Origin of the sequence: Hazenella coriacea (genome assembly GCF_004341825.1) — a bacterium.
GTDB classification, from domain to species: domain Bacteria; phylum Bacillota; class Bacilli; order Thermoactinomycetales; family Thermoactinomycetaceae; genus Hazenella; species Hazenella coriacea.
The window spans coordinates 328,605-353,643 of the sequence record NZ_SMAG01000003.1 but is presented as its reverse complement, the minus strand read 5'-3'; the positions used below and the strand labels follow the sequence as shown (position 1 = coordinate 353,643).

17 protein-coding genes and 1 other annotated feature are annotated in these 25,039 nt (G+C 40.1%); of the genes, 12 read left to right on the top strand and 5 right to left on the bottom strand.

Going from position 1 to position 25,039, the window contains the following annotated elements; translation table 11 throughout:
* Window positions 1–280: 280 nt before the first annotated feature.
* A complete protein-coding gene (locus EDD58_RS07820; protein WP_243648673.1) occupies window positions 281–1,708 on the bottom strand; it encodes an amidase in 1,428 nt (475 codons plus the stop codon).
* Window positions 1,709–2,577: 869 nt separating this feature from the next.
* Here EDD58_RS07820 and greA point away from each other — a divergent pair.
* The 4 genes from greA to EDD58_RS07800 all read left to right on the top strand — a co-directional run bounded on the left by greA (window position 2,578) and on the right by EDD58_RS07800 (window position 8,075).
* Complete coding sequence (greA, locus tag EDD58_RS07815; protein WP_131924301.1) at window positions 2,578–3,057, top strand: transcription elongation factor GreA; 480 nt, start codon at window positions 2,578–2,580, stop codon at window positions 3,055–3,057.
* Window positions 3,058–3,237: 180 nt separating this feature from the next.
* A complete protein-coding gene (locus tag EDD58_RS07810) occupies window positions 3,238–4,008 on the top strand; it encodes a nucleotidyltransferase domain-containing protein (protein ID WP_131924300.1) in 771 nt (256 codons plus the stop codon).
* A gap of 132 nt (window positions 4,009–4,140) precedes the next feature.
* Entirely contained in the window at window positions 4,141–5,274 is a 1,134-nt protein-coding gene (locus EDD58_RS07805; RefSeq protein WP_131924299.1) for a metallophosphoesterase family protein, read from the top strand.
* Window positions 5,271–8,075, top strand: a complete 2,805-nt coding sequence (locus tag EDD58_RS07800; RefSeq protein ID WP_131924298.1) for an AAA family ATPase — start codon at window positions 5,271–5,273, stop codon at window positions 8,073–8,075. The genes EDD58_RS07805 and EDD58_RS07800 overlap by 4 nt, the downstream gene beginning before the upstream one ends.
* Window positions 8,076–8,122: 47 nt before the next feature.
* Here EDD58_RS07800 and EDD58_RS07795 read toward each other — a convergent pair whose 3' ends face one another.
* The gene (locus EDD58_RS07795) at window positions 8,123–8,494 is read right to left on the bottom strand and encodes a group I truncated hemoglobin (RefSeq protein ID WP_131924297.1); all 372 of its coding nucleotides are present in this window, start codon (window positions 8,492–8,494) and stop codon (window positions 8,123–8,125) included.
* A gap of 281 nt (window positions 8,495–8,775) precedes the next feature.
* Window positions 8,776–8,937, bottom strand: coding sequence for a hypothetical protein (locus EDD58_RS14825; protein WP_165875870.1), 162 nt, complete (start codon window positions 8,935–8,937; stop codon window positions 8,776–8,778).
* A gap of 252 nt (window positions 8,938–9,189) precedes the next feature.
* Between EDD58_RS14825 and EDD58_RS07790 the strand changes: the two genes are divergently transcribed.
* The 7 genes from EDD58_RS07790 (at window position 9,190) to EDD58_RS14820 (ending at window position 22,082) form a co-directional block, all read left to right on the top strand.
* A complete protein-coding gene (locus tag EDD58_RS07790) occupies window positions 9,190–12,426 on the top strand; it encodes a PD-(D/E)XK nuclease family protein (protein ID WP_165875869.1) in 3,237 nt (1,078 codons plus the stop codon).
* On the top strand, window positions 12,423–16,001 hold the full coding sequence (locus tag EDD58_RS07785) for a UvrD-helicase domain-containing protein (protein WP_131924295.1): 3,579 nt from the start codon (window positions 12,423–12,425) through the stop codon (window positions 15,999–16,001). The genes EDD58_RS07790 and EDD58_RS07785 overlap by 4 nt, the downstream gene beginning before the upstream one ends.
* A gap of 162 nt (window positions 16,002–16,163) precedes the next feature.
* Window positions 16,164–16,529: a hypothetical protein gene (locus EDD58_RS07780; RefSeq protein ID WP_131924294.1), complete on the top strand. Its 366-nt coding sequence runs from the start codon at window positions 16,164–16,166 to the stop codon at window positions 16,527–16,529.
* A 308-nt stretch (window positions 16,530–16,837) separates the two neighbouring features.
* A complete protein-coding gene (locus EDD58_RS07775) occupies window positions 16,838–18,982 on the top strand; it encodes a RelA/SpoT family protein (protein WP_131924293.1) in 2,145 nt (714 codons plus the stop codon).
* Between the two features lie 15 nt (window positions 18,983–18,997).
* Window positions 18,998–19,438 carry a D-aminoacyl-tRNA deacylase gene (dtd, locus tag EDD58_RS07770; protein ID WP_131924292.1) on the top strand — a complete coding sequence of 147 codons (441 nt, stop codon included), beginning with the start codon at window positions 18,998–19,000 and terminating at the stop codon, window positions 19,436–19,438.
* Between the two features lie 346 nt (window positions 19,439–19,784).
* Window positions 19,785–21,788 (top strand): transketolase, encoded by a 2,004-nt coding sequence (tkt, locus tag EDD58_RS07765; protein WP_131924291.1) that lies wholly within the window; start codon window positions 19,785–19,787, stop codon window positions 21,786–21,788.
* Between the two features lie 135 nt (window positions 21,789–21,923).
* Entirely contained in the window at window positions 21,924–22,082 is a 159-nt protein-coding gene (locus EDD58_RS14820; RefSeq protein ID WP_165875868.1) for a hypothetical protein, read from the top strand.
* Between the two features lie 80 nt (window positions 22,083–22,162).
* Here EDD58_RS14820 and EDD58_RS07760 read toward each other — a convergent pair whose 3' ends face one another.
* Window positions 22,163–22,555: a VOC family protein gene (locus EDD58_RS07760; RefSeq protein ID WP_131924290.1), complete on the bottom strand. Its 393-nt coding sequence runs from the start codon at window positions 22,553–22,555 to the stop codon at window positions 22,163–22,165.
* A 147-nt stretch (window positions 22,556–22,702) separates the two neighbouring features.
* A complete protein-coding gene (locus EDD58_RS07755) occupies window positions 22,703–23,077 on the bottom strand; it encodes a DUF423 domain-containing protein (RefSeq protein WP_131924289.1) in 375 nt (124 codons plus the stop codon).
* A gap of 373 nt (window positions 23,078–23,450) precedes the next feature.
* Window positions 23,451–23,695: a binding site (T-box leader), on the top strand.
* 71 nt (window positions 23,696–23,766) lie between these two features.
* Between EDD58_RS07755 and hisS the strand changes: the two genes are divergently transcribed.
* The gene (hisS, locus tag EDD58_RS07750) at window positions 23,767–25,029 is read left to right on the top strand and encodes a histidine--tRNA ligase (RefSeq protein WP_131924288.1); all 1,263 of its coding nucleotides are present in this window, start codon (window positions 23,767–23,769) and stop codon (window positions 25,027–25,029) included.
* Window positions 25,030–25,039: the final 10 nt, after the last annotated feature.

Here is a 25,039-nt window from a genome sequence, read left to right as displayed (position 1 = left end):
TGTGTTGAAAAAGTATGTTAATGAACTCAACTTGAGCAAAATAACTTGATGAATTAGAAATCAAGTGGTTTGACTAACTGATTCTAGGAGAGGAGATGTTTCTCTGACGAGCGACTTTTGCAAATCTGCTACGAGAGCGAGAAGAGAAACAATGACTTGGCTGAATCCGAATCATTAGGAATGAGAGACACCCAGCTCTCTTTAGCCGATGGGAGCTGGGTGAGGAAATCTTAACAACCTTGAAATGGGCATTTCTTTTAAAAGTGTGAATCCTATGTGATCAGTCAAAAGTTGTACACCGTTGGTATCCACGTACAAGGGGCTCTAAATATCTACCTAGTTGAAATAAAGCATCTTCTTGACCGACAGCAGTAATCAGTTGGACTGCTAATGGCATATTTGCCTCATCAGTACCAATCGGCATGATCAGGGTAGGTAGTCCAAAGGTATTTGCATAGGAGATGGTTGGCATGTATTTCATAAAGGTTTTTCGTATAGAGAAAATTTCACTATATAATTTCCCATGTTGGGGTGCGGTAGAATGATAAACCGGTAAAATAAGAATTCGGTCGCGCAAATATTGATCAACGGCCTGTTGAGCGATTGTTATTAATTGGACTAATTTTTCCCATGATTGAGTGTTGGGTTTAAACATTTTTGCCCCCATCAATGCCCAAGTGAGGTACGGATGTAAGTGAGGCTTTAGACCTATCTTTGCCTTTGTCCAATCGGAGATCACTGAACTCCAACCACGTTCGGCAGCTAGATCAACAAGATTTTTTCCACCATCTACAGACATGATTTGCTGCCACATCCAGGCCGATTCCTGAAAATAAGGTGGTTGATCACGATGCATCGTAAACTCTGTGGACAATAACTGTTGAACGTGTTGCAACTGTCGCAAAGTTTCTGACTGCATAGGAAGATCAGCGGGAAGGTCTGGAATGACCACTTTAAAGGTTTGTAGATCCCTTTTTTCTAGGTGATGATCAGAAATGATTTCATAGATCAATTGAGAATCATCTACAGACTTTGAAAAGGCACCGATCCCCAACATTTGCTCTTGTAGAGGAAATGTAATAGGTGGAAAGCTTCCTTCAGAAGGTACTTGTCTGTTTCCCGATTTAAAGCCGATCACACCATTGAAGTGGGCAGGGAAACGAATCGAACCCCCAATATCAGACCCCACGCCTACAGCGGCTCCTCCTACGGCGATTAATGCGGCTTCACCTCCACTTGATCCCCCTACAGTACGAGATAGATCCCAAGGATTATTCGTTCGCCCGTATACAGTGTTGTCTGTTTCTTGACAGAAGCAGAGTGCGGGTGTATTTGTTTTTCCGAGGATAATAGCCCCTTCGTTTTTCAGACGACGGACGACTTCAGCATCTTGCTCATCCACCAACTGTTGTCGAGATGGTAAACCTCCAGTCGTTTTCATCCCTTTAACCATAAAAGACTCTTTAATACTAATTGGAACTCCAAATAGCCGTCCAGAGGTAGAAGCTTGTCTAGTGTGTAACTGGTTGGTCATCTTTTTTGCTTCTTGCTTTGCCTCCTGAAAACGATTTTGAATCATTGCATTAAGATGTGGATTGACTCGATGAATATGTTTAATATAGGCACCAGTCACTTCGAGTGGAGTTAACTGGCTTTTTCTAATTTTATCAGCAAGTGTGGTTGCATCCATGGAGATCAACTCATTCATTGCCGAACCTCCTAAACTGGTTATGGCATATCAGTACATAGAACTCTGTAACCCGTACACAAAAAATAGCTTTCGCATGACAAAAATGGGGTGAACCTCCGGCTCAAAAAAATGTAGATAAAAGAAGGAGTTTCACACAGTTTTGACGAATATTATAGGAATTTTTAAAAAATGCCAAAGTCCCAACCTGTTGTACAAACGATTGAGAAAGGGTGAGGGAGTCTAGTCATCATGCCTTTATTTCCAGATCCATTCGAATATGACTGACAGCTGAAAGTGATACAGAAAGAAGGCATCTCATTTTTCAGCATTTAAAAATTAAAATGGAATCTACAAGAATCAGCATACTTCAAAGAGCTATTTGCTTTCAATTCATTTTAAAATAGCTAGCAGGAATTTTTCGTGATTGATCAATGTAGCGAACGAAAAAAGGCCGAAAAATTTAAAGGAATCAGTGCTTAGCATATATTCCTATTATCTCCAAATGTTCATCTCTTTGAAAGAAAAACTTCAGTAAATATCTTGGAGAATGAGGGTAAATATGCTAATATAGTCTGCAACTCATATTGACTGCGTGGTTTACGCGTGGTATAAAAAGGTATTCTCCTAATGGTTGGTTCATTTGGTAGTAATTTTAAAATGTAATCGCTTACGATGTGCATATGAAACATTTTGGTGTATAATGCCGCTTCGTTTTCTGTGACTTGTGCCGCTTTCGATCCGCTTATGTCATAATACAAGATGTTCTAGCATATGCATTAAATGGGGAATATTGTTCTTTTGCATGCCCTATATGATGTTTATTAATGATGAAACTAATAGATCGAAGGTAACTCTTTCAGATAGTTCGATCATAAGGAGGAATCGGTATGTCGCTAAATAAAAAAGAGGTGCTGTTAACGGAAGAGGGGCTTCAGAAGTTGAAGCAAGAGTTGGAACTCCTTAGAACCCAAAAGCGTCATGAAGTTGCAGAGCGGCTAAAAGAAGCCATTGCCCAAGGAGACCTTAGTGAAAACTCGGAGTACGATGCGGCTAAAGAAGAGCAAGCATTTATTGAATCTCGTATTATCCAATTGGAAAATATGATTCGAAATGCAAAAATCATCAGCTCTGAAAATGGTGATAAGAATAAAGTTCATGTTGGATCGAAGGTTACCATTCAGGAATTACCTGACGGGGATGAAGAGTCTTATACCATTGTTGGAAGTGCAGAGTCTGACCCATCAGAAAATAAGATTTCTAACGAATCACCGATTGGAGCAGAATTAATCGGTAAAAAAGTGGGCGAAACCATTCATGTACAAGTCCCATCTGGTACCATTCAATTTAAAATTGTGGAGATTTCCTAAACGAACAGTAACCTGGAATGGTCTATAAATCATTCCGGTTTTCTATGAGCCCTTTTTCCAAATGAGTCAAAAGTAATTGGAAAAAGGGTTTCTGTAGTTAGACTATACGAAAAGTTTTAGTTAATTTAATATATGTTGAAATCCCTATATTCTTTCCAATAAATCATGGAGATCTAAATCATGAAGCAAACCATTTTAAATAAATTACAAACAACAGAGGAAATGCATGATGTAACTATCCTATATGCTGTGGAGTCTGGAAGCAGAGCATGGGGTTTTGCTTCTGTAGATAGTGACTATGATGTGAGATTTATTTACCATCATCCTGTGCAAAAATACCTTTCCTTAGCTTCTCCTGAGGATGTGATTCAACTCCCGATCCATGAGGATCTTGATTTTCATGGTTGGGACCTTTATAAAGCAGGTCAATTATTGCTCCGCTCCAACCCATCTTTAATCGAATGGCTTTTCTCACCTATTGTTTACATAGAGCAAGGAGAAATAGCGAAAAAAATGAGGGATTGGGCTCTAAATCAGGTTTCGCTGAAACGGTTAGGTTATCACTATTTAAGTATGGCACGTGGAAATTATAAAAACTTTATGATGAATCAGCAAGAAGTTTCAGCCAAAAAATATATGTATTTATTACGTGCGTTATTTTGTTTGCATTGGTTGGACCAGCATCAGAGTGTCCCTCCTGTCTCAGTATGGCAACTCCTGTCTAACATTTCCCTTGCTTCTTGGTGTATAGAACGATTTCATGATCTTGTCGAAAAGAAAATGGTACAAGAAAGCTTATTGGTTCCAGCTGATGAACAATTTCATTCATGGATCATGAATGAAATAGACCAATTCGAAGAAAAAATAGCATCATTCCCAGATCATAAGACTCAGGTGTCTCAGATTGATGAAATGATCTTATCTCAGTTGGGATTTGTATACAATAGGTAAGTCATGACTTAAATAAAATAAGTTTTTAACTAGAGTAAAGTTACTTGAATGAATTAGAAATAACGCTATTCCACCGGAATTTGGCTCTATATGTGATTAGAATGGCTCATAAATATAGGAGGGAAAATAGAAGTGAAACCCATCTCTTGGGTGCATACGGCTGACTTGCACCTAGATGAACCAATGAAAAGAGTTACACATGTTCAACAAAGACGACAAGAACATCGGCAAACTTTTCAACGAATAATCTCCCTGATCAAAGATCGACATATTCCATTTTTCTTCATTGCTGGAGATTTTCTGGAACACGGTTCAGTCACACCATCCACTGTCGAATTTGTCAAAACTTGTTTTAAAGAAATTGCCGACACACAGATTTTGATCTCTCCAGGTAACCATGATCCTTTTCGTAAGGATTCTGTCTATGCTTCAGAACAATGGCCAGAGAATGTTCATATTTTTCAGGGAGATTGGGAAAGTATCTCATTTCCAGAATATGATTTACATATCTATGGTCGTGGATTTACTGAATTTAGAGAGCCTGAGTGGATTGCACCTCCTCAAGTTCACTCAACTGGGAAGAAAATTATGGTTGTACATGGGGACTTTTCATCTCAAGATCATGTATCATCTGAATATTTCCCACTTAGGAAAAATGAGTTAGCTCCTTTAGAAATGGATTACATCGCTCTTGGTCATATACATAAAGCTTATGAAACTCGCCTCGAGAATCGGCGTAAAACTCTTGTCCGATATCCAGGTTCACCTGAAGCCCTTAGTTGGAAAGAAACTGGTACACGTACGATTACCATTGGAGAAATGACTGATGAAAGTCTTCGGATCGAAGAAATCCCGATTCAAACTCGAACCTATGAAAAACACTTCATTGATGTAAGTGGTTATGAGACAGTAGAGACTTTACGAGATGAGATCGTGCAACAGACCCAATCTTCATCTAAAGAGAGTTATCATCGGTTTGTTTTGAGTGGAAGACGCTCGATTCATTTACAGCTATCTGAAGATACATGTCATTGGTTGTCCCAACAACTAGAGGAGTTGGGATTTTATTCGGTTGTTTGGGAAGATGAAACTCTACCTGACTTTGATCTCGATTATCTTCGGCAACAGTCGGATGTGATTGGAGCTTTTATTCGCTTAGTCGAAAAGCGCTTAGCTCATGCTCAAACAGATGTAGAACGTGAAGAGTATGAGTTGGCATTAAGGAAAGGGTTAGAAGCTCTATATGCAAGGGAGATAGCAACATGAAATTGCGACAAGTCAAATTTCGTGGATTTGGTTGTTTAGTGAATCAGAAATTTGAATTTAAAGATGGAATTAATATTATTGAAGCAAAAAATGAGTCTGGAAAGTCTACATTTATTCAGGGCATTCATGCATTATGGTTTGGCCCTGTGAAGGAAGATGTTAAAAGAAGAACACGAGCAGACTGGGTAAATCCTTATACCCCTTGGCAGACAGATGAATATGGAGGAATGATTGAGTATCAGATCCAAGAGGAAATGTATCGAATTGTAAGGCACTTAAAGTTTCCAAAAGATCGTGAGCAAATCATTCACCTAGCAAAAGGAAAAGATATTACGGATCAATTCAGTATGGATGCGACTAAAAAGAATCGTCGTTTTATAGAACAACAGATTCAGCTTTCAGGAGAGCAACTGCACCGAATTTCATTTTTGACATCAGATTCACTATATAACCCCAAAAATAAGGATTCACAAGTGGTTGAACGATTAAAATCTTTGGTGAGTCATGGTGGAGGTGGAGAAACTTCTTCAGCGATTCAAATTTTAGAAAAAGAGATTCAAGAAATCGGGACGAAAAGCTCTCAAAAGAAAGAGTATGGGAAAATCTTTGCACAACATCAACGATTGATGGGTGAATGCGAACAATTAGAACAGGACTACGAGCAATATATTAAAGACAAACATTACTGGAGACAAAAAGGTCAAGAGTTGGCTTCACTTCAGCAGGAGTTGGCTCAGGTTGATCAACGACTGCAACAAGCTGAACAAAAAAGTCAATTACAAAGCAAGTTAGCTTTGTGTATGGAGCAATTTGAAAGTGTAAGAATACAAAGCCAATCGATCTCGGAAAAAGAGGAAAAACTAAAAAGTAACCTCAAGAAGAGGATCGCCATTCAGAAGCAAATTGAAGAGTTGGAGCCACCTCATCGGGTTCAAGAAGTAGATGTACAGAGATTAACGCAACAACTAGATCAATTGAAAAAAGTTCGTGAGAAATTAGATGAAGCCAATAAGCAAAAAAATGAGTTAGTTTCGGAGTTGGAAGAGTTAAGGGGATCGTATGAAAAGGTTCAATCACTGGAGCACGATGCGCTTCATCAGCCATTAATCCAAATGGAAGAATACATCAGATTGGAAGCTGAAGCTGAACAGAGTGATTTAAGAAATCGAATAGGGTCGAATCAAAACTTTCGGTTGGACGAGCTGGAAGAAGATCTCCGTCAACTAAGTCAAAATGAAGAGACCTATACTTCTATTCAACTGAACAAGGAGAAGGTTGAACAAGCTTTAGAGCAAATGAATCATGTTCAGTCTGTTCACTCCACCTTACCTTGGATGATTGGAAGCGGACTAGGTGTCATCGCTACTGTCATTGCCTTGTTCTCTTTCCTAGAGGTATCGGTCGTTCCACTGCTCTGGACCTTATTTGCTATTTGGAAATGGAGACAAACATCGACTGAAAGGAAGTCACATAAGAAAAACCATCTGAAGCAGGTTGAGCCATTGTTGACAGAGATCACTTTATTTAATAAACAGATGCAACAAATTCGGGAGCAAGATCAAATGGTGTATAAGAAGTGGCAAACCTCTTCGATTTCTTCTCTACATCACAAATATAATCAACTCTCTCAATGGGAACAGGAGCAAAAGCAGCTAACTAAAAATAAAGCGAGACAGCAAAAGATCCGTACGGAACTTGAACAATGGTTGGGCTCTTATGTGGAAAAACTGCCTCCTTTTGGAGTTGAGTGGAAGAAACTTTTATGTGACTTTCAAGAGCATGTTTTACAAATCAAAGAGCAGTTTCGTTCTGCAACAAGGGATTTGGAAAGTCAGTTGACAATGATAGAGACATTACGGATCGAAGCTAAGGAATGGGAAGAATCCATTCAGCCATGGCTTCTTCATTATAAAACGATTGATATAAGTGAAATTGGCAACTGGGCAGAACAGACAGCGAAGATCCAAACCCTTGAGAAACAGCTTCATATGCTTCATCAGACGATTGAAGAAGAGCAAGAAGTGGAACAAGAAGAAGACTGGAAGCGACAGATCATAGAGTTGCAAATAAAACTTGAACAGTTGGAAATACAAAAGTTAACGATAGAAGCAGAATTGGCAGGAATCGATTGGCATCAGGAATTTCTCAACATCAAAAATAAGAAAAAACGATTAAGCGAAGAAGAAAAGCAAATCAAGGAAGAGTATGACCAAAGTGAAGGTAGATGGAAGAGTTTAGCGAGTCGAGTGGACCAACTACCTGTCATTAAAGGGGAATTGGCTGGACTTAAAGATGAGATGAATCGGTTACAATTGCAGAGAAATGCTTGTCACTTGGCAAAAGAATTGATTCGTGAGGCTACTGAGGATCTTCAAGGTCACTTAGCTCCACGACTTCAACCACATGCCTCTCATTGGATTCAAAGAATTACCCATGGGCGCTATCAAGAACTATTTATCGATCCAAGTAAGGGATTGACTCTAAGTGTAACTACTCCTGAAACAGGCGAAAACCATCTGATTGATCGATTAAGTCGGGGAACAATTGATCAAATGATCTTTGCTTTACGGTTAAGTCTTATTCAATTTTTTTCCAAAAATACTTCACCCTCCATCCGTTTACCTATGATTCTGGATGATTGTTTTGTTCATTTTGATGAAGACCGATTAAGGGAAGCGCTCCGTGCATTGGGAAGTTTAGGCGAGAATCATCAGATTTTGATCTGTACATGCCATACCCGGGAGCGGAAGATTTTGGAGGAAGAAGGAATCACCTATCACAAGGTTCGAATGCATTCATGATTTTAGAAAATGCCCAGTATATAAATATACTGGGCATTTATCTTGCTTTATTTCTCAATAATATGAGGTTTTAAAGTGCGGACAAAAGCTTCAATTTTAGCAATATCTGCAATTGGTACATTAAACTTACGAAAAGATGAACTTAGATGCTTCAGAAAAATTTCATACTCGTCAAAGGTAATATCTAAACCTTCATGAGACCGACGAAGTGTTCCACCTGTATAACGTTTGGGACCTCCAACTGCATAACTGATAAAGAAGGTGATTTGATTTAGCATCAGTCTCCGCATATTTTTTCCTTCAAAATGGTGACTAATCCGATCATCTTCTAAGAGTCGTCCATAAAATTCGTTGACTACTGCTGTGATTGCTTGCTCGCCACCAATACGTTCATATAAGTCGGATTTAATGCCTTGCATAAAAAGAACCCCCGTTCAATGAAAATAGATATAAAAAGAGGACGAATTTTACTGGTTCAACATTCATCCAAAAGCTTAAGATCTATATGTAAAAATAGAAATAAGAAAAAGGAAGGAAAATGGATAATTAAAATAAAGATGGCATTTTTTAGTTGACCTAATTCGCCACATTATAAACAAAAGTGTATGTCATTATTTGAAAATATGCAATGACATATAGAGTCTAAAAATGAATGTACTATGAATAATGCTCCATAGCTATGGAGCATTATTCTCTAAAATTACTTTTCTAGATCTCGTTTTCGAGGGCCGATTTGGCTATACGCTTCATTAATGGAGTGAGTAATTTCATTACTTTCTGTAGAAAACTGAAATTCAGAAGCGAACTCAGTATCAGTCGATTCTTTGGGGATTGGCTTTGCTTTCATCTCTTTTTTGCCCATTGCTTTTTACCTCCTATTAGTAAAGGATAAGTATAAGATCTCTCTCTATTCGACTCATATACGTGGTAATTTCAGCTAAAAAATTTAATTTACAAAATTACTTGAGGGCGTTGGCACTTTAACCAAGGGGAAGAGATGTTTGTCTGGTGCAAGATTTTTTTGATCACAACTCGAAAGTGAGGTAGAGAAACAACAATCTGATAGAATTTAGATCAAATGGCTGATATAGAGTTAAGCAAAGGAGTGGAGCTATTGTTAGGAAAGATTTATCTACATCCCGTCTCTCAAGCCTTTCTAGGTATGGGTTATGATGACTCAATGGATACAGAAGAAATCAAAACTGTGTACATATTGCCAAGTCATCGTCAAGTCCGAGACTTACGAAAAAAAGTGCAAGCTAAACATGTTCAGTGGAGGACTTTTGACCAATTCGTAAGGGAGATTAGTCAGCAGGATGACCGTCATTTCTTATCGCCTGTCGAGCAACATTGGATTGTGCAACAAGTGGTCGCCGAATTGGAATCTACACAATTACTGACTTATTTCTCCTCTTTAATCGGTGAGACAGATCAATGGATTCATTCAATTGAAAAAGTGATTGGAGAACTTAAAAGAGCAGGAGTTTTACCGGCTCGATTAAGTCGTTTATGGAGTGGAAAAGGGGATAAATGGGTAGAGTTGGCAATTATTTATGACAGATATCAAGCCTATTTGGATCAGTATAGATTAACAGATCATGAACAGCCCTATCTTGACATCATGACTCAGTTAAGAACTCAAACAGATTTGGGAATGTTACCTGATCGAGTGGTTTTGGAGAGCTTTTATGACGCTAATTTCTTGCAAGAGCAATTATTAAAGCAATTAGTTAGTGCGGGATTGCACGTAGAGTTACATTTAATGTGGGATGAAAATCGCCCCCGTTTGAATGATCTTACTCAACCTTTAGTGCGACGATTACAACCCCTATTTCAAGTAAACCCAGTATCAAGAAAAATTATTTCCTCTCTTAAAAAAGAGTCTTTGATTCATCTGTCAGAGCAGGCCTTCTTCACGGCTCCAGAGATCAAAAACGCTGATTCTACAATCGAGGTCATTGTTGCTTCTGGCATTGAAGCCGAAGTGGAACTGATGGTAACAAGGCTTAAACGTTGGTTGCAAGAGCCTGAACATCTCCATAAAGAAGTGGCTGTTATCACCACAGAGATGGAACGTTATGCTCCAGTCTTATTTAAAAAATTAGCTCAAGCAGGCATTCCAGTGAGAACTAGACAAACAAAAAAGTTAAGTGATCATTCACTTTTTCAAACGGTCAAAGCAGCCTTTTCTGTACGGATGGGGAGACAGGGCTGTTTTGAACCTCTCCTTTTGCAGCCTCATTTTGAACCTTTGTATACGAAGAGACAGGAGACACTCCGTTTATATAAAGTATTGGGTTGTCCAGCACAGAAAGAGGATTTAGCTCAGGCTTGGACAGTGAGACAAGAAATGTTGTTGGAAGATCATTTAGAGAGTCCATTGACCGAGTTGGAAGCTTTTTCTGCATTGGAGCAACTGATTCTATGGCTTGAATCGATTCCAGAAAGACAAACCTGGCTAGAGTGGTTAGATTGGTTTGTAGATTGGATTCGTCCTCTAAAAAACAAAAAACGATGGCAAGAGATGGGGAAAGATGCTTCACGTCTCTCCGAGCTAACAGCAGAGATGAATGGATGGCAGGAGTTGCGACAGATGGTACAAGCTGGGGAATGGATGAATCGATTTTCTACGGCTCAGCAACCGATTGACCGCACTCATTTTTTAGATATATTGTCTCAATTGGCGGAACAGGTGGAAGTGACGGTTCAACCCGAATTACATAGTGGTATTTATTTTTTAGATGCCAAGCGGCTACGTGGTGATCAATTTGATGTCGTTTTTGTATTAGGGTGTGAAGAAGGAAATTGGCCAAGAGCTTATTCAGACAATTGGTTACTGCCTGACCAAGAGCGACTACGATTACGAGAAGAAGAAGTTTGGCTTGACCTCTCGTGGGAGTTAAGACAAAGACAGCTTATGCCGTTTTTTATGAGTATGTTGGCAGCGAAACAATTATTAGTTTTCTCTTACTCTACCTCAAATGAAGATGGTAAGAAGCAACTTCCTTCTTCTTATCTTGAAGAAGCTCTTGCTGTATTTACGAAAGAATCACTGATAAAAAATGATCACTCTTTTGAGCCAATTGCCACCCTCTTATGGGATGCTTGTCACTCCATGATGAGTGGGGTTCAATATGCTGTGTTCCATAAATATCAATCGCAGACTCAACCAGATCAAAGTCGTGCTGAGCAAGTCTATCAAACGTATGCAGAGCAATTTCCAGAGTCTTGGCAATCACTTCTTGATCGGATTCAAGTGGAACAAGAAAGGCAGCTCCCTACATTGACTCGATTTGATGGAAGAATTGAAGACATGAATCTCATTCAAAAAGTGCAAGAACTACTTGAGAAGAAAGTTTGGAGTGCTACTGAATTAAATCAGCTTGTGAGTTGTCCCTTTCATTTTACGGCTAGTCAATTTTGGGGATTACGTGAAGCCACAGCCCCAACAGAAGGCTTGTCATCCTTAGAAGAAGGAAACATTTTGCACGATGTTTTATGTCAGTCTATGCATGAGTTTCGACAAGGGGATCTTACCTCTCTGGATGACGAGCAAACCTACCAACGGCTTTTAGAGCTGGTGGAAGAACAAGTGGCGCAAAGAGTTGCATCCTCTCCGATCCCTCGAGATCCATTAAGTTTGTGTATCGATCAACATCGAGTGACACAGAAAATATTTTCCTTTTGGAGGCATGAAATTAGTTGGCGACAAGAAACAGGGTATACTCAGCCACCTACTTATTTGGAATTATCTTTTGGATTACCGATCGATATGCTTCGTCAATCATTGGGATTGCTTGATATGCAATCTAAAACAGCTCCTGTTGAGATCCCGCTTGCAGAGACACGTTCGATTCGATTAAAAGGAAAGATAGATCGTGTTGATCTAGACTCCGAGGGGTTTTATGCTGTTTATGATTACAAAAGCGGGAATCCCCCTAACTCTGAGCTAGTACGAAGTGGGAAACAGCTTCAACTTCCCCTATACCTGTGGGCTCTTGAACAAGGATTTCAATTGGAACCCGAAAAAGCGATGGGTGCTTCGTTTTATACAGCGGGAAAATCAATCCAATCCAAGGATAATCGGAATACTGGATTGTGGCGTAAAGAGTTGGCTCATCGGATTGGGATTAGTAACCGGGTTGGTTCGCGCTTAGATGAGCATAGATGGCAGGAGGTGCAAGACTACATACGTCATCGGATTTTAGAAAAAGTGGAGCAAATAGAGCAAGGATTTGGTACGGTAGAGCCTTTGTGGCCAGATCTAGATTGTCAACATTGTGCATACCGCACGATCTGTCGTGTCAGTGAGTATGTCTCTTCTAAGGGAAAGGAGGATTTAGAAAAATGACGACTAAACCCAAAATTCAATTAACATCTGAACAACAGAGAGCTGTGGATTCGCTAGACTTTGACTGTATCGTGACTGCAGGAGCTGGATCTGGAAAAACGCGTGTACTGGTAGAACGATATCTTCATATTTGTGAAAAACATCATCTTCAGCCTCATATATTAGAACAAACTGTTGCGATCACGTTTACAGAAAAAGCTGCGACCGAAATGAAAGAACGGATTCGTAATGGCTTATTAAGTCGTTACCAAACAGAGATGGAAGTTGACCAACCAGAAGCAGAAGCTTGGTATCTACTGGCTACAGAGTTAGATCGAGCTCGTATCATGACGATTCATTCATTTTGTAAGCAAATATTACAACGATATCCGATTGAAGCGGGAGTTTACCCTGATTTTACGATTTTGGAAGATTTTGAGTCTCGCTGGTTATTGAAGGAAGCCGTTCAGGTAACACTGAGAGAGCTTTTTCTTAAGCAGTCGCTTCCAGATTCTCAGTGGAGTCAATTGGAGCGATGGCTAGTTGGAGTTGGTATGAATGCGGCGATTCAACACTTTACCCAAGTTTATTTAGAGTTATCCACACATGGTTGGACTCCTGAAGATTTGAAGCAAATCACGATTCAGCATCTGAAGGAGGCGGAAGAAGATTTAACTAACCGTGAACGTGAACATGTTCAGATTCAAGAGTCGATTTTCCAATGTGTTGATTTCTTGTGTCAGGTTAAAAAGAAATTAAAAAAAGTTCCTCCTTTTCGGGAACGATGGAGTGATTTAAGGGAGCAATGGGATCAACGAACGACTCTGCCTGAACAAATGGCTCTATTAGAAGCCTTATGTGGTTCAGATGGGGTTGGAGGTAATTGGGGAAGAGATTCAGAGATTAAGGAGACGATTGGTCGTTGTAAAGAGTTGTGTGGTGAATATCTGAAAGATCTACATGGACGATATTTTTTACAAGATGAGCATGAGTTGTTAGAAGCGCTATTTGATGTAATTGCACAAATCCACCAACGTTACCTGCAATCAAAGCAAAAGCAGGGCGGCGTAGATTTTGATGAATTGCAGTGGCGAGTTTGTCAGTTATTAGAGAATCATGATGAGATTCGCCAGGAGATTCAACAAAGAATCAAATATTTGATGGTGGACGAATATCAAGATACAAATGATTTACAAAAACGAATGATTGATCTCATCACTAAAGATGAACAGGGAAGAGCCGCACCTGGAAAACGTTTTGTAGTTGGGGATCCCAAACAATCGATTTATCGCTTTCGCGGGGCAGATGTATCCATGTTTCATCAAACGTTGTCAGAAATCACTGATGAAGGAGGTCAACCTGTCGAATTAAACCAAAACTTTCGTTCACATCCCGCATTAATTGATTTTTATAATCGGTTATTTCAGCAATTGATGTCATCCGAAAGTGCTTCTCCGAACTACTTTGTTGAAATCAAGGCTAGAGAAATGAAAGAGCAAGAGAACCTAAATTCGGTTGTCCACTTTATCGCTGTTCCTGATCCCAAAGAGCTACCAGAAAAAGCGAATCGTCATGAAGCTGAGGCGATATTGATTGCTCAACAGATTCAACAGTTAGTTGAGGAAGGCAAAGGGAAGTATAAAGATTTTGCGATTCTTTTTCGAGCTATGACTCATGTGAAAACTTATGAAAAGGAATTTAACCGCTGGGGAATTCCCTTCCATGTAGTAAAAGGAAGAGGTTTTTATGATCGGCAAGAGGTACTAGATCTCCTTCATTTCCTGCGACTATTGATTGATCCTGATCACCGATTGTCGATGGTAGGAGTATTACGATCCCCATTCTGTGGCTTATCTGATGAAGCATTGTTTCAACTAGTCATGCAGTTTCAATGGCAGGGTTCATTTCAAGATTGGATCAAGAACTCAGAGATCAGAGAAGAGGAAAAAAGGAAGTTGGATCAGTTCGCTCACTTTTACAGTCAAGCTCAAGAATGGGTGGGTGCGTTGACCGTTCCAGACCTCATGGAACGATTGTTAGAAGAGAGTGGTTATCTAGCTGTTTTATGGGCAACTGCTAGAGGGAAACAAAGTGTAGCTAACTTGAAAAAGTTGATTCGACAGGCGAAAGGGTTAAAAGGGTTTGAAGCTTATTCGATCCATCATTATTTAGAGCGGATTGACCTTCTTATGGAGGAGCAACAGATTGAAACAGAGGCTTCAGTCGAAAATGAACATAGTAATAGTGTTAAGATCATGACTATTCACCAATCCAAGGGGCTTGAATTTCCGATCGTCGTAGTACCTGATTTGTCTTATTCCAATCCATTGCGGATGCCTGATTTAAAAGTAGATTTTTCCATGGGATTGGTCACTTCCTTTAAGGATGAGTATGGAACTAAAATTGAGTTTGAACGTTTTCGTCAGGCCAAAGAGCGTGAGCAACGCTTGGAATGGGAAGAGTCTGTTCGGCTATTTTATGTAGCTGCCACACGAGCAGAACAACTTTTGATCTTTAGTGGAATTCCGGATCGTTTGAAAGAAAACCAAACTGTTGAAGATGAGCGAAAGTGGAGTAAATGGTTGGATGGTATTTTTTCATATGACCAAATCGATCGGGAAAGAAACAAGTGGGAGATTGGAGATCCTTGTTTACCGATCCATGTGATGGATGAGTTATTTGTACAGGATAGTGGTCCAAAAGTTCAGAAGTCAGGTGATGAAGAGGTAGACCAAGAGCCATTGGTCATGGAGACTTTTCCTGATGTGGCTCCAATGTTACACTCTCAAGGAATAAGTCCTGATGAGTTGTTAGAGATTAACGTGACTAGTTGGAAGTCATTGCTCAACTGTCCTCGTAAATACTTTTATCGTCATCGACTCGGTCTCCCAGAAATCAAAGAAGATCAAGATAATATTCCTCCTAGAAAACAGTATGTTTTGTCATCAGTAACGAAAGGTTCCATTGTTCATCGTGTGATTGAGTTATGGAGTCTATCTCAAGAAAAAATGAACGACTGGACTCCTTTATTGACACAGGTGTGGGAAGAATTTAAGGTTCCTGATCCTATTCAAGAACAGGCAGAAAGGGAGATCGCTCCATATATCAGCTGTTTTCTTGAAAGCGATATTGCCCAAGAACTTTCTCATCTAGCTCCTGACCAAGTATTCACTGAACTTCCTTTTTCGCTTCCATTAGGAGGATTACAAGTAACAGGGGTGATTGACCTATATCTGAGACCGTCTACAGGCTCCTGTCAAATGATTGATTATAAAACGGATCAAGTCACCAATGATCAAGTTGAAGCATTGGCTCATGAATATAAACCACAGTTGCAGTTATACACTTTGGCGATTCAACAGATTGAGGGGACTCTTCCTGATGAAGCGACACTCCTTTTCTTAAAGCCCGGGATCAAGTATACTTTTCCGGTTGATCAAGAGTGGATGAGAGAGGCTAAAGAGCGATTATGGGAGAGTGTGGAGTGGCTTCGATCTTTCGATTTGACCCAGCCTTGGACAGCAGTTCCAGGAGAGCGTTGTCAATATTGTCATTACAATTTTCTTTGTGATAAGGCAATGAGTGAACCTATGTAGAAAGGAAAAATTTTTAAAGAGTTTCATTGAATTTAGCTAGTCTAAAAAGCTAATATGATTAAAAAGACTGTTATTCAGAAAAGTCTATTTGCCTTTTGAAGGTTTTATCATTTATTATTAAACTGGAGTTATCAAGTTTTAGGAATAGGAGAGAAAGAGTGAGTGGAGTTTTTTGAAAAGCTATCTTTTGAAACAGTATCAGGGTTTGCAACGATTGGTCTATTTACGCTTTTTTTATGGATGGCTGGTTTAGTATTTCTTTTATTTCGAGAGTTATTTAGTTCTGATGCTTTTCATATCCGTGATTATCTGATGAAAGTTCTCAAATGGCTTCTTTATTCATTTGAAATTGTCTCGTATGGTGGAGTCATTGTGGGACCTATTATGGCTTTTAAGACTGAAGACGAGGTTTTTCATTATGTGATGGTTACCATTGCAGCAATTATCTTGTCTTTGATCTGTTTTCAAATACGGAAGCGTACCATGGGCTTTTCATTCGGGCGCTCGAAAGTGCGTAAACATAAATAATAAAAAAAGAAGTGGCTGGTTGATCCAGCGACTTCTTTTTAGTATTGACTTTATATGAGTAAATTGATCTAGATCCCGTGGGCGGCGCTGTTTCTCTGTCTCACTGCAGATCTGTAAAGGTATCTTGTCAGAGAAACCTCTCCTCTCCTCGGTGGGTTGGAGAGAAAAAATATTCCTAATAACTTGTGTTTTTGCTAAGTAAAGATACCAACCTACAACTTCGGTCGAAGAGGTCTTTACTTTACAATCCTATATGATTGGGTGATAATAGGAGGAAAATCATTTAAAGGGTACGGATGTGATCGATTATGCCGTTTGAGCACATGATACAAAAAGCATCCGAGTATTTATCGATAGAAGATGTGGAGCAACTCAGAAAAGCATATCAATTTGCGAAGCAAGCGCACGAAGGACAAGTGCGCAAATCTGGGGAACCTTTTATCAATCATCCTGTAGCTGTGACAGAGATTTTAGCAGAACTTCATATGGATCTTTCCACATTAGCTGCTGGTTTACTTCATGATGTTGTTGAAGATACAGACGTGACTTTAGAAGAGATTGAAGAGGAGTTTGGGGGAACGGTTAGCCATCTAGTTGATGGGGTAACCAAACTTCGTAAACGAGTCAAGTTTAACTCCAATGAACAACATCAGGCAGAAAACTATCGGAAAATGTTTGTGGCGATGGCTAAAGATATCCGCGTTATTATGATTAAGTTGGCTGACCGGATTCATAATATGCGAACTCTCAAGCATATGCCTGAACACAAACAACGTGAAAAGTCCAAAGAGACCCTAGAAATTTTTGCTCCACTCGCTCATCGACTCGGAATTTCTAAAATTAAATGGGAGTTAGAAGATATTGCGCTTAGATATCTGAATTCCCAACAGTATTATCGAATTGTTCATTTGATGAAAAAGAAAAGGGCAGAACGAGAGCAATACCTAGAGGAAGTGATTAAAGCCTTACGCCTCCGTCTTGAAGAGATGGAAGTCAATGTAGTAGATATCTCGGGTCGGCCCAAGCATATTTATAGCATTTATAGAAAGATGGTTAAGCAACACAAAGAGTTTAATGAAATTTATGATTTGATGGCTGTTCGGGTAATTGTCAATACAGTACGCGATTGCTATGCTGTATTAGGGATTATCCATACCATTTGGAAGCCGATGCCAGGAAGATTTAAAGACTATATCGCCATGCCTAAAACCAATATGTATCAATCTTTGCATACGACGGTGATCGGTCCCAAAGGAGAACCGATTGAAGTTCAGATTCGTACCAAAGAGATGCATCGTACTGCGGAATACGGGATCGCTGCTCATTGGGCTTACAAAGAAGGGGCAACTGTAGAAGATAGTTTTGAAGATAAGTTGAAGTGGTTCCGTGAAATGATGGAATTACAACAAGAAACGATTGATGCCCAAGAGTTTGTGGAAGGTTTAAAAGGGGATTGGTTCTCTGATGCGGTCTTTGTCTTTACACCTAAAGGAGATGTGATTGAACTACCAAAAGGATCCATTCCTCTTGACTTTGCTTACCGAATTCACACAGAGATCGGCAATAAATGTATTGGAGCCAAGGTGGATAACAAGATTGTTCCTCTCGATTATAAGCTGAATACTGGTGAACGAATCGAGGTCTTAACTTCCAAACATAGCTATGGTCCTAGTAGAGATTGGCTTAAAATTGTAAAAACATCTCATGCTCGCAGTAAAATACGTAGCTGGTTTAAAAAACAGCGACGTGAGGAAAGCATCGAAAAAGGCCGCGAAATGGTCGAGGCTCTTTTGACTAAAAACGAGTTTGAAGTCAATGATGTTCTGACTCAGGATCGTACACTCGAAGTGGCTAAAAAGTTTAACTTCCAAGATACGGAGGATTTATTCGCCGCAGTCGGTTATGGTGGCATTTCAACAGCACAGGTCGTGCACCGACTTACAGATGGCTTAAAGGTGGACGAGCCGATTGTATTACCTGAAGTAAAAACAATGCCTCATCGTAATCGTGATTCGGGTGTACGTGTAAAAGGAATTGACAATTTGTTGGTCAGGTTATCTCGATGCTGTAACCCTGTACCTGGTGATGATATCACTGGATATGTGACACAAGGTCGGGGCGTGACGGTTCATCGTACTGACTGTAATAATTTGACGGCTGTACCAGATGAACGTAGAATTTCTGTTGAATGGGATGGTGCACTTGTACACTCCTACCATGTCGATATTGAAGTGACAGGTTTTGATCGAGAAGGCTTACTCAATGATGTTTTACAAGCTGTTTATGATACCAAAACAACCTTGTCAGCGGTTAATGCGAAAGGGGATGAAAAACGAGGGATTGCCTCGATTCACATCCGCCTCTGTATACAGAATACAAAGCACTTACAATCAGTGGTCGAACGTGTAAAAAGAGTTCGTGATATCTACAGTGTGCGTCGAGTGATGCAGTAAATAGGGGAGCAGATAATGAGAATTGTATTACAACGTGTGAAAGAAGCAAAAGTGTCGGTTGAAGGGCAGATCGTGGGGGAAATTGCCCACGGTCTGCTTCTCCTTGTTGGAATCACTCATGAGGACTCAGAAAAAGACATTCAATTTTTAGTTAATAAAGTGTCAAATCTCAGGGTCTTTGAAGATGAATCGGGTAAGATGAATCACTCCATTATGGATATTGGAGGGAGTATTCTATCTGTCTCCCAATTTACACTCTATGGAGATTGTCGTAAGGGAAGACGCCCCAACTTTATGGATGCAGCCAAACCAGACCAAGCGTTACCTCTTTATGAAAAGTTTAATGAAGAGCTTCAACGAGCAGGTCTACAGGTAGAGACGGGCGTTTTTGGAGCGATGATGGATGTGTCGCTGGTCAATGATGGACCTGTTACATTGATTTTAGAAAGTAACTAATTGGACGATTCAACTGATCACCACAAAATGACTTCTGTGTGATCAAGATTATGGATGTAGCTTTGTACATATGCTAGATAAAGAATTATTTGCTTACCGACTTAAGAAAAATGTTCCTAGTAGTTTGGAAATGTAACTCATTTTCTTTGATCTGGAGAAACAACACCCAATAGGATTTGAACGGTCTGGATAAATTAATTACTACATGTGCTCATATCAGTGACTGTTTACGAAAGAAGATCCGGACAACTAGGATGAATGTCAGAGAAAAGACTCTTGCAAACTCCTTGTGAAATGAAGCATCATAATACAGAAACTGATTGATTCCAAAAGGGGGAAAACTAATATGTCAAACATAGATCAGTTAACAGTTGATACCATTCGATTACTGTCTATTGACCAAATTGAAGCAGCCAATTCCGGGCATCCAGGTTTACCGATGGGAGCTGCTCCCATGGCGTATTCGTTGTGGGCCAAATATATGAATTATAATCCAGCTAATCCAGATTGGGTGAATCGTGACCGCTTTATTTTATCTGCAGGTCATGGATCTGCTCTTTTATATAGTTTACTGCACTTATTTGGTTATGATTTAAGCCTTGAAGACTTGAAAAATTTCCGGCAGTGGCAAAGTCTAACCCCTGGACATCCTGAGTTTAAACATACAGTAGGTGTCGAAGCGACGACAGGACCTTTGGGACAAGGAATCTCCAATGGTGTAGGGATGGCGATGGCAGAAGCACACTTAGCAGCTACATACAACCGAGAAGGGTTCCCTGTTATTGATCATCACACCTATGTCCTTTGTAGTGACGGTGACTTGATGGAAGGTGTTTCTGCAGAGGCTAGCTCATTAGCAGGGCATTTGCGTCTCGGAAAATTAATTGCTTTATATGACTCTAATGATATTTCCTTGGATGGAGAGCTTGCGGTCTCTTTCACCGAAGATGTGAAAAAGCGGTACGAAGCTTATGGTTGGCAATACTTACGTGTAGAAGATGGAAATGATCTCGAAGCGATGGGTCGTGCGATTGAAGCAGCACAAAAGGAAACGGGAAAACCAACCCTGATCGAGGTTCGAACAGTAATTGGGTATGGAAGCCCCAATCGGGCTGGTTCTTCAGAAGCACATGGAAAGCCTTTAGGAACAGAAGAAAGATTTGAAGTTCGTAAGGCTTATCAATGGAGCTCTGAGGAAGATTTTTATGTCCCAGCAGAAGTAAGAGAGCATCTGGCTTCTATTCAAACTCGTCTTTCAGAAAAAGAAGCTGCATGGAATGACTTATATGATCAATACCAAGTGAAATATCCAGAGCTAGCAAATCAATTACAACTAGCCATCAAGGGAGAGTTACCTAAAGGTTGGGAGCAACATCTCCCGGCTTATCAAGCTACTGATAAAGCTATGGCGACTCGGGTTGCTTCAGGTCAAACGATTCAAGCCTTAGCTAAGCATGTCCCCATGCTCATCGGTGGATCGGCAGATTTAGCTTCTTCCAATAACACTTTGATGAAAGATGAACAAGACTTTCATAGTGAGAATTATGCGGGACGTAATCTATGGTTTGGAGTTCGTGAACATGGAATGGGGGCAGCCCTCAATGGAATGATGTACCATGGAGGGGTTCGTGTATTTGGAGCCACATTCCTTGTCTTTTCCGATTATTTACGCCCAGCGATCCGTGTCGCAGCACTCTCTAAACTTCCTGTCATCTATGTCTTTACACATGACAGCATTGCAGTAGGAGAAGATGGACCAACTCATGAACCGGTTGAACAAATTCCATCTTTACGCTTGATCCCTGGCGTACATGTGATTCGTCCAGCAGATGCTAATGAAACCGTTGCGGCGTGGCAATATGCCATGAATCAACAAGAGCATCCTGTTGTGTTAGCATTGAGTAGACAAAACTTGCCGATCTTGGAAGGTACGGTCGGAAAAGATCAAGAAATCATTGCTAAGGGTGCTTATATCGTTTCAGAAGCACAGAATGCAAATCCGCAAGGAGTCATCATAGCGACAGGCTCGGAAGTCAGTCTAGCGATTGAAGCTCAGCAGAAACTGGCTGAAAAAGAAATCTATGTACGTGTAGTCAGCATGCCATGTCGTGAACTATTTGACCAACAATCTCAAGAGTACCAAGACTCAGTTCTCCCACCAAATTTACGGGCTCGGCTCGCAGTCGAGGCGGCTCATCCAATGGGCTGGGAACGCTACGTAGGTGAACAGGGCTCGATCATTGGTGTCGATCAATTTGGGGCTTCTGCACCAGGTGGATTTTTAATGAAAAAGTATGGATTTGATGTGGATCATGTGATGGAGCGGGTGGAAGCTCTTTTGAAGAAATAAAAATAGGGTCAAACACAAAAAGACTGCTGAATTTCGGCAGTCTTTTTGTTTGCACCATCTCTAAGTATCCAAAGACTAGTCGATGATTAATAAGGGCAACCTGAAAGCAGGATGATTTCCAAGGGAGGAAATAATATGCGTAGGTTACCTAAAGATATAGCCATTCTTGAACAAATGATGCAATACGGGTCAGTCCATTCACTGGAACAGATTCCCATAGAGGAGATGAATCAAGAAGAGCATGAGCAAGAAAAAGATTGTTTACAAAAACTGAAGCAGCGACGTTTTTTGTGAATGGAGATTTCGGCACGATGGATAAAGTTTGAATAATCACATTCCCCTATATGATACCAGTAATGGTTTCATCAAACATATCACTGACTCGATGGAGCGACTAACTCTACTTTGATCCGATCAGGGTCTTCAAAATAGACCGCATAATGATGTTCTCCTCCTGCAAAGGGATGTTTGTTTTGATACAAAATTTTAATTTTTTTCTCCTGCAACTTTAAGGTGATCTCATCCACTTGTTCTTTTGAGTTGGCATGAAAAGCTAAATGATTTAACCCGACACGACATCGGTGGTAGGTGACATCCATATATTTTTGATCAGCCTGTACAAATACCAAGTATGTGGAACCATGCTTCCAACTAATTCCTGAGCTCCATTGTTGATGAACTTCATATCCTAACTCACCTAAAAACCAATTCCAGAATTGAATCGTTCTTTGAAGGTCTGACACATAGATCTCAATATGATGAAGCATCAGATTTCCTCCTGGGGTTGCAAAGTGTGCATAAAAATTAAAGTTTGTTTTTAAGTAAAACAGCTGGTCCATGTGAACAACCAGCTGAAGAAGATCTTGATTTAAAAGTAGAGTTTATTCATGTTATAGGAGGATATAGTATAAAGATTAGGTTAACTTTTTAATAGTAGCAATGGCTACTAACACCCAACCAATTATAAAGGCTACCCCTCCAAAAGGTGTAACAGCTCCCAAAACTTTAATATTGGTAAGTGCCATTACGTATAAACTACCTGAAAATAAAATAATACCAGCAAGAATCAGCCACCCTGCCCAATGTAAGGAAGGTGTAGGTCCTATTTTAGAGATTAATAGTCCAATGACAATCAATGCTAGCGCATGAACAATATGATAGTGGGCACCAGTGTTCCAATTGGCTAACATTTTTTCTGAAACTTTCCCGACTAATCCATGTGCACCAAAGGCACCAATCGCAATCGCTAAAGCCATATTGATACTGCCAAGACTGATAAATAATTTCATCACGCAGAACTCTCCTCCAATCGTGCATACAATTGATTATGTTTACTATAACACAATCAATGATGGAACTATTCAGCTGGTTGAGGTCAAGATGTCACTGTTTGTTGGCAAATCATTGACTAATTAAATTTGAGTAATTTCAGTCACAATATTACTCCAAATCCCGTCGGGGCGTTGTTTCTCTATCTGACTTCCGTAGTGGATCCGCAAAAGTCCTTTGCCGGAGAAATATCTTCCCTCCTAGGTTAAAAATTTAATTCAGACACAAATTATACACATATAGAGCAGGGATACGACATAAAATAGCCTTGACAATTAAATCATCAGTCTATAAAATCTAATCTTAAATACATCCAGTTTTTTGAATGATATATGAACACCGGTGAAAGGAAAAGTACTCGTCTACGAACAACTAGAGAGGGAAACTCGTGGCTGAAAAGTTTCCTGTGTTACGATTCGAGGAAAGACACCTGGAGGTTCTAACCGAACGCCATGATGATGGTTAGTAGATTTAGACGCGTTCCTGGCGATAACAGGACTTGAGTGAGAAATTGGCATCATACCAATTTCTAATAAGGGTGGTACCACGGGAATGTTAACTAATCTCTCGTCCCTGACATTAGGTCAGTGGCGGGAGATTTTTTGATTTTACCGAGTGAATGCTTTTTTAGGATTGGGAGGGTAAGGAAATGAGTTATAAGATCCCACGGGGAACCTTAGATTTATTGCCAGACACAACAACGAAGTGGCAATGGGTAGAAGAAAAAGCTCGCCAAATCAGTCGTCGTTATGGCTTTAGTGAAGTTCGTACACCTATTTTTGAAACGACCGAACTGTTTCAAAGAGGTGTAGGAGAGACTACTGATATTGTAGAGAAAGAAATGTACACTTTTTTGGATCGGAAAAAACGGAGTTTAACACTTCGACCGGAGGGGACTGCAGGGATTGTGCGTTCATTTGTTGAGAATAAAGTGTATGCACAACCTCAACCAACGAAATGGTTTTATATGGGGCCCATGTTTCGTTATGAACGTCCACAAGCCGGTCGGCAGCGTCAGTTTCACCAGTTTGGTTTAGAAGCGTTCGGGAGTACCAACCCAGCTTTAGATGCAGAAGTGATCGCGATGGGAATGCAATTTTTCGAGGAATTGGGTCTTCAAGGAGTTCGGGTGGAAATCAATAGTGTAGGGGATGCGGAATGTCGTCCTGTTTATTTGCAAAAACTCATTGAGTATTTTGAGCCTTATAAAGATCAACTAGCAGCCGATGCACAAGCAAGGCTATATAGGAACCCATTGCGAATTCTTGATACCAAAGATCCTGCAACTAAAGAGATTGCCAATCAAGCCCCTTCGATCCTTGACCACTTAAATGAAGATTGTGCACATCACTTCGAAATGGTTAAAAAGTATTTAGATGCACTAGGAATCAACTATGTGGTTAATGATCGTCTGGTACGGGGACTTGATTATTACACACATACAGCCTTTGAATTTATGTTAGATGTCAAAGGGGCACAAGCAAGTACCATCGGTGGTGGCGGTCGATATAACGGATTAGTTCAGGAGATTGGCGGACCAGAGATGTCAGGAATCGGATTTGGAATTGGCTTAGAGCGTGTTGTCTTAGCTTTAGATGAGCAAAATGTTTCTCTACCCATTGATAAAGGGGTGGACTGCTATGTGATTAGTATAGGTGAAGAGGCTAAAGTAACAGGGTTTCAATTGTTACAAGACCTAAGAAAAGCAGGTTTCACTGGAGATCAAGATTATCTCAATCGCAAGATGAAAGCCCAATTGAAACAAGCTGATCGGGTTCAAGCACGTTGGGTAGCGATTCTTGGAGAAGACGAGTTGAAAGAAGGAAAAGTGAATCTCAAGAATCTGGGTACAGGTACACAAGAGCTGGTCCCTCTTGCTGAAGTCGTCACTTATCTACGCAATAACAAATAAATGGTGTAGC

Excerpts from the sequence above, each read along its gene's own strand:
- tkt (WP_131924291.1), top strand. The coding sequence starts at position 19,785 with ATGTCAAACATAGATCAGTTAACAGTTGATACCATTCGATTACTGTCT.
- EDD58_RS07785 (WP_131924295.1), top strand. The coding sequence starts at position 12,423 with ATGACGACTAAACCCAAAATTCAATTAACATCTGAACAACAGAGAGCT.
- greA (WP_131924301.1), top strand. The coding sequence starts at position 2,578 with ATGTCGCTAAATAAAAAAGAGGTGCTGTTAACGGAAGAGGGGCTTCAG.
- EDD58_RS07795 (WP_131924297.1), bottom strand. The coding sequence starts at position 8,494 with ATGCAAGGCATTAAATCCGACTTATATGAACGTATTGGTGGCGAGCAA.
- EDD58_RS07800 (WP_131924298.1), top strand. The coding sequence starts at position 5,271 with ATGAAATTGCGACAAGTCAAATTTCGTGGATTTGGTTGTTTAGTGAAT.
- dtd (WP_131924292.1), top strand. The coding sequence starts at position 18,998 with ATGAGAATTGTATTACAACGTGTGAAAGAAGCAAAAGTGTCGGTTGAA.
- EDD58_RS14825 (WP_165875870.1), bottom strand. The coding sequence starts at position 8,937 with ATGGGCAAAAAAGAGATGAAAGCAAAGCCAATCCCCAAAGAATCGACT.
- EDD58_RS07810 (WP_131924300.1), top strand. The coding sequence starts at position 3,238 with ATGAAGCAAACCATTTTAAATAAATTACAAACAACAGAGGAAATGCAT.
- EDD58_RS07775 (WP_131924293.1), top strand. The coding sequence starts at position 16,838 with ATGCCGTTTGAGCACATGATACAAAAAGCATCCGAGTATTTATCGATA.
- hisS (WP_131924288.1), top strand. The coding sequence starts at position 23,767 with ATGAGTTATAAGATCCCACGGGGAACCTTAGATTTATTGCCAGACACA.
- EDD58_RS14820 (WP_165875868.1), top strand. The coding sequence starts at position 21,924 with ATGCGTAGGTTACCTAAAGATATAGCCATTCTTGAACAAATGATGCAA.
- EDD58_RS07760 (WP_131924290.1), bottom strand. The coding sequence starts at position 22,555 with ATGCTTCATCATATTGAGATCTATGTGTCAGACCTTCAAAGAACGATT.
- EDD58_RS07755 (WP_131924289.1), bottom strand. The coding sequence starts at position 23,077 with ATGAAATTATTTATCAGTCTTGGCAGTATCAATATGGCTTTAGCGATT.
- EDD58_RS07820 (WP_243648673.1), bottom strand. The coding sequence starts at position 1,708 with ATGAATGAGTTGATCTCCATGGATGCAACCACACTTGCTGATAAAATT.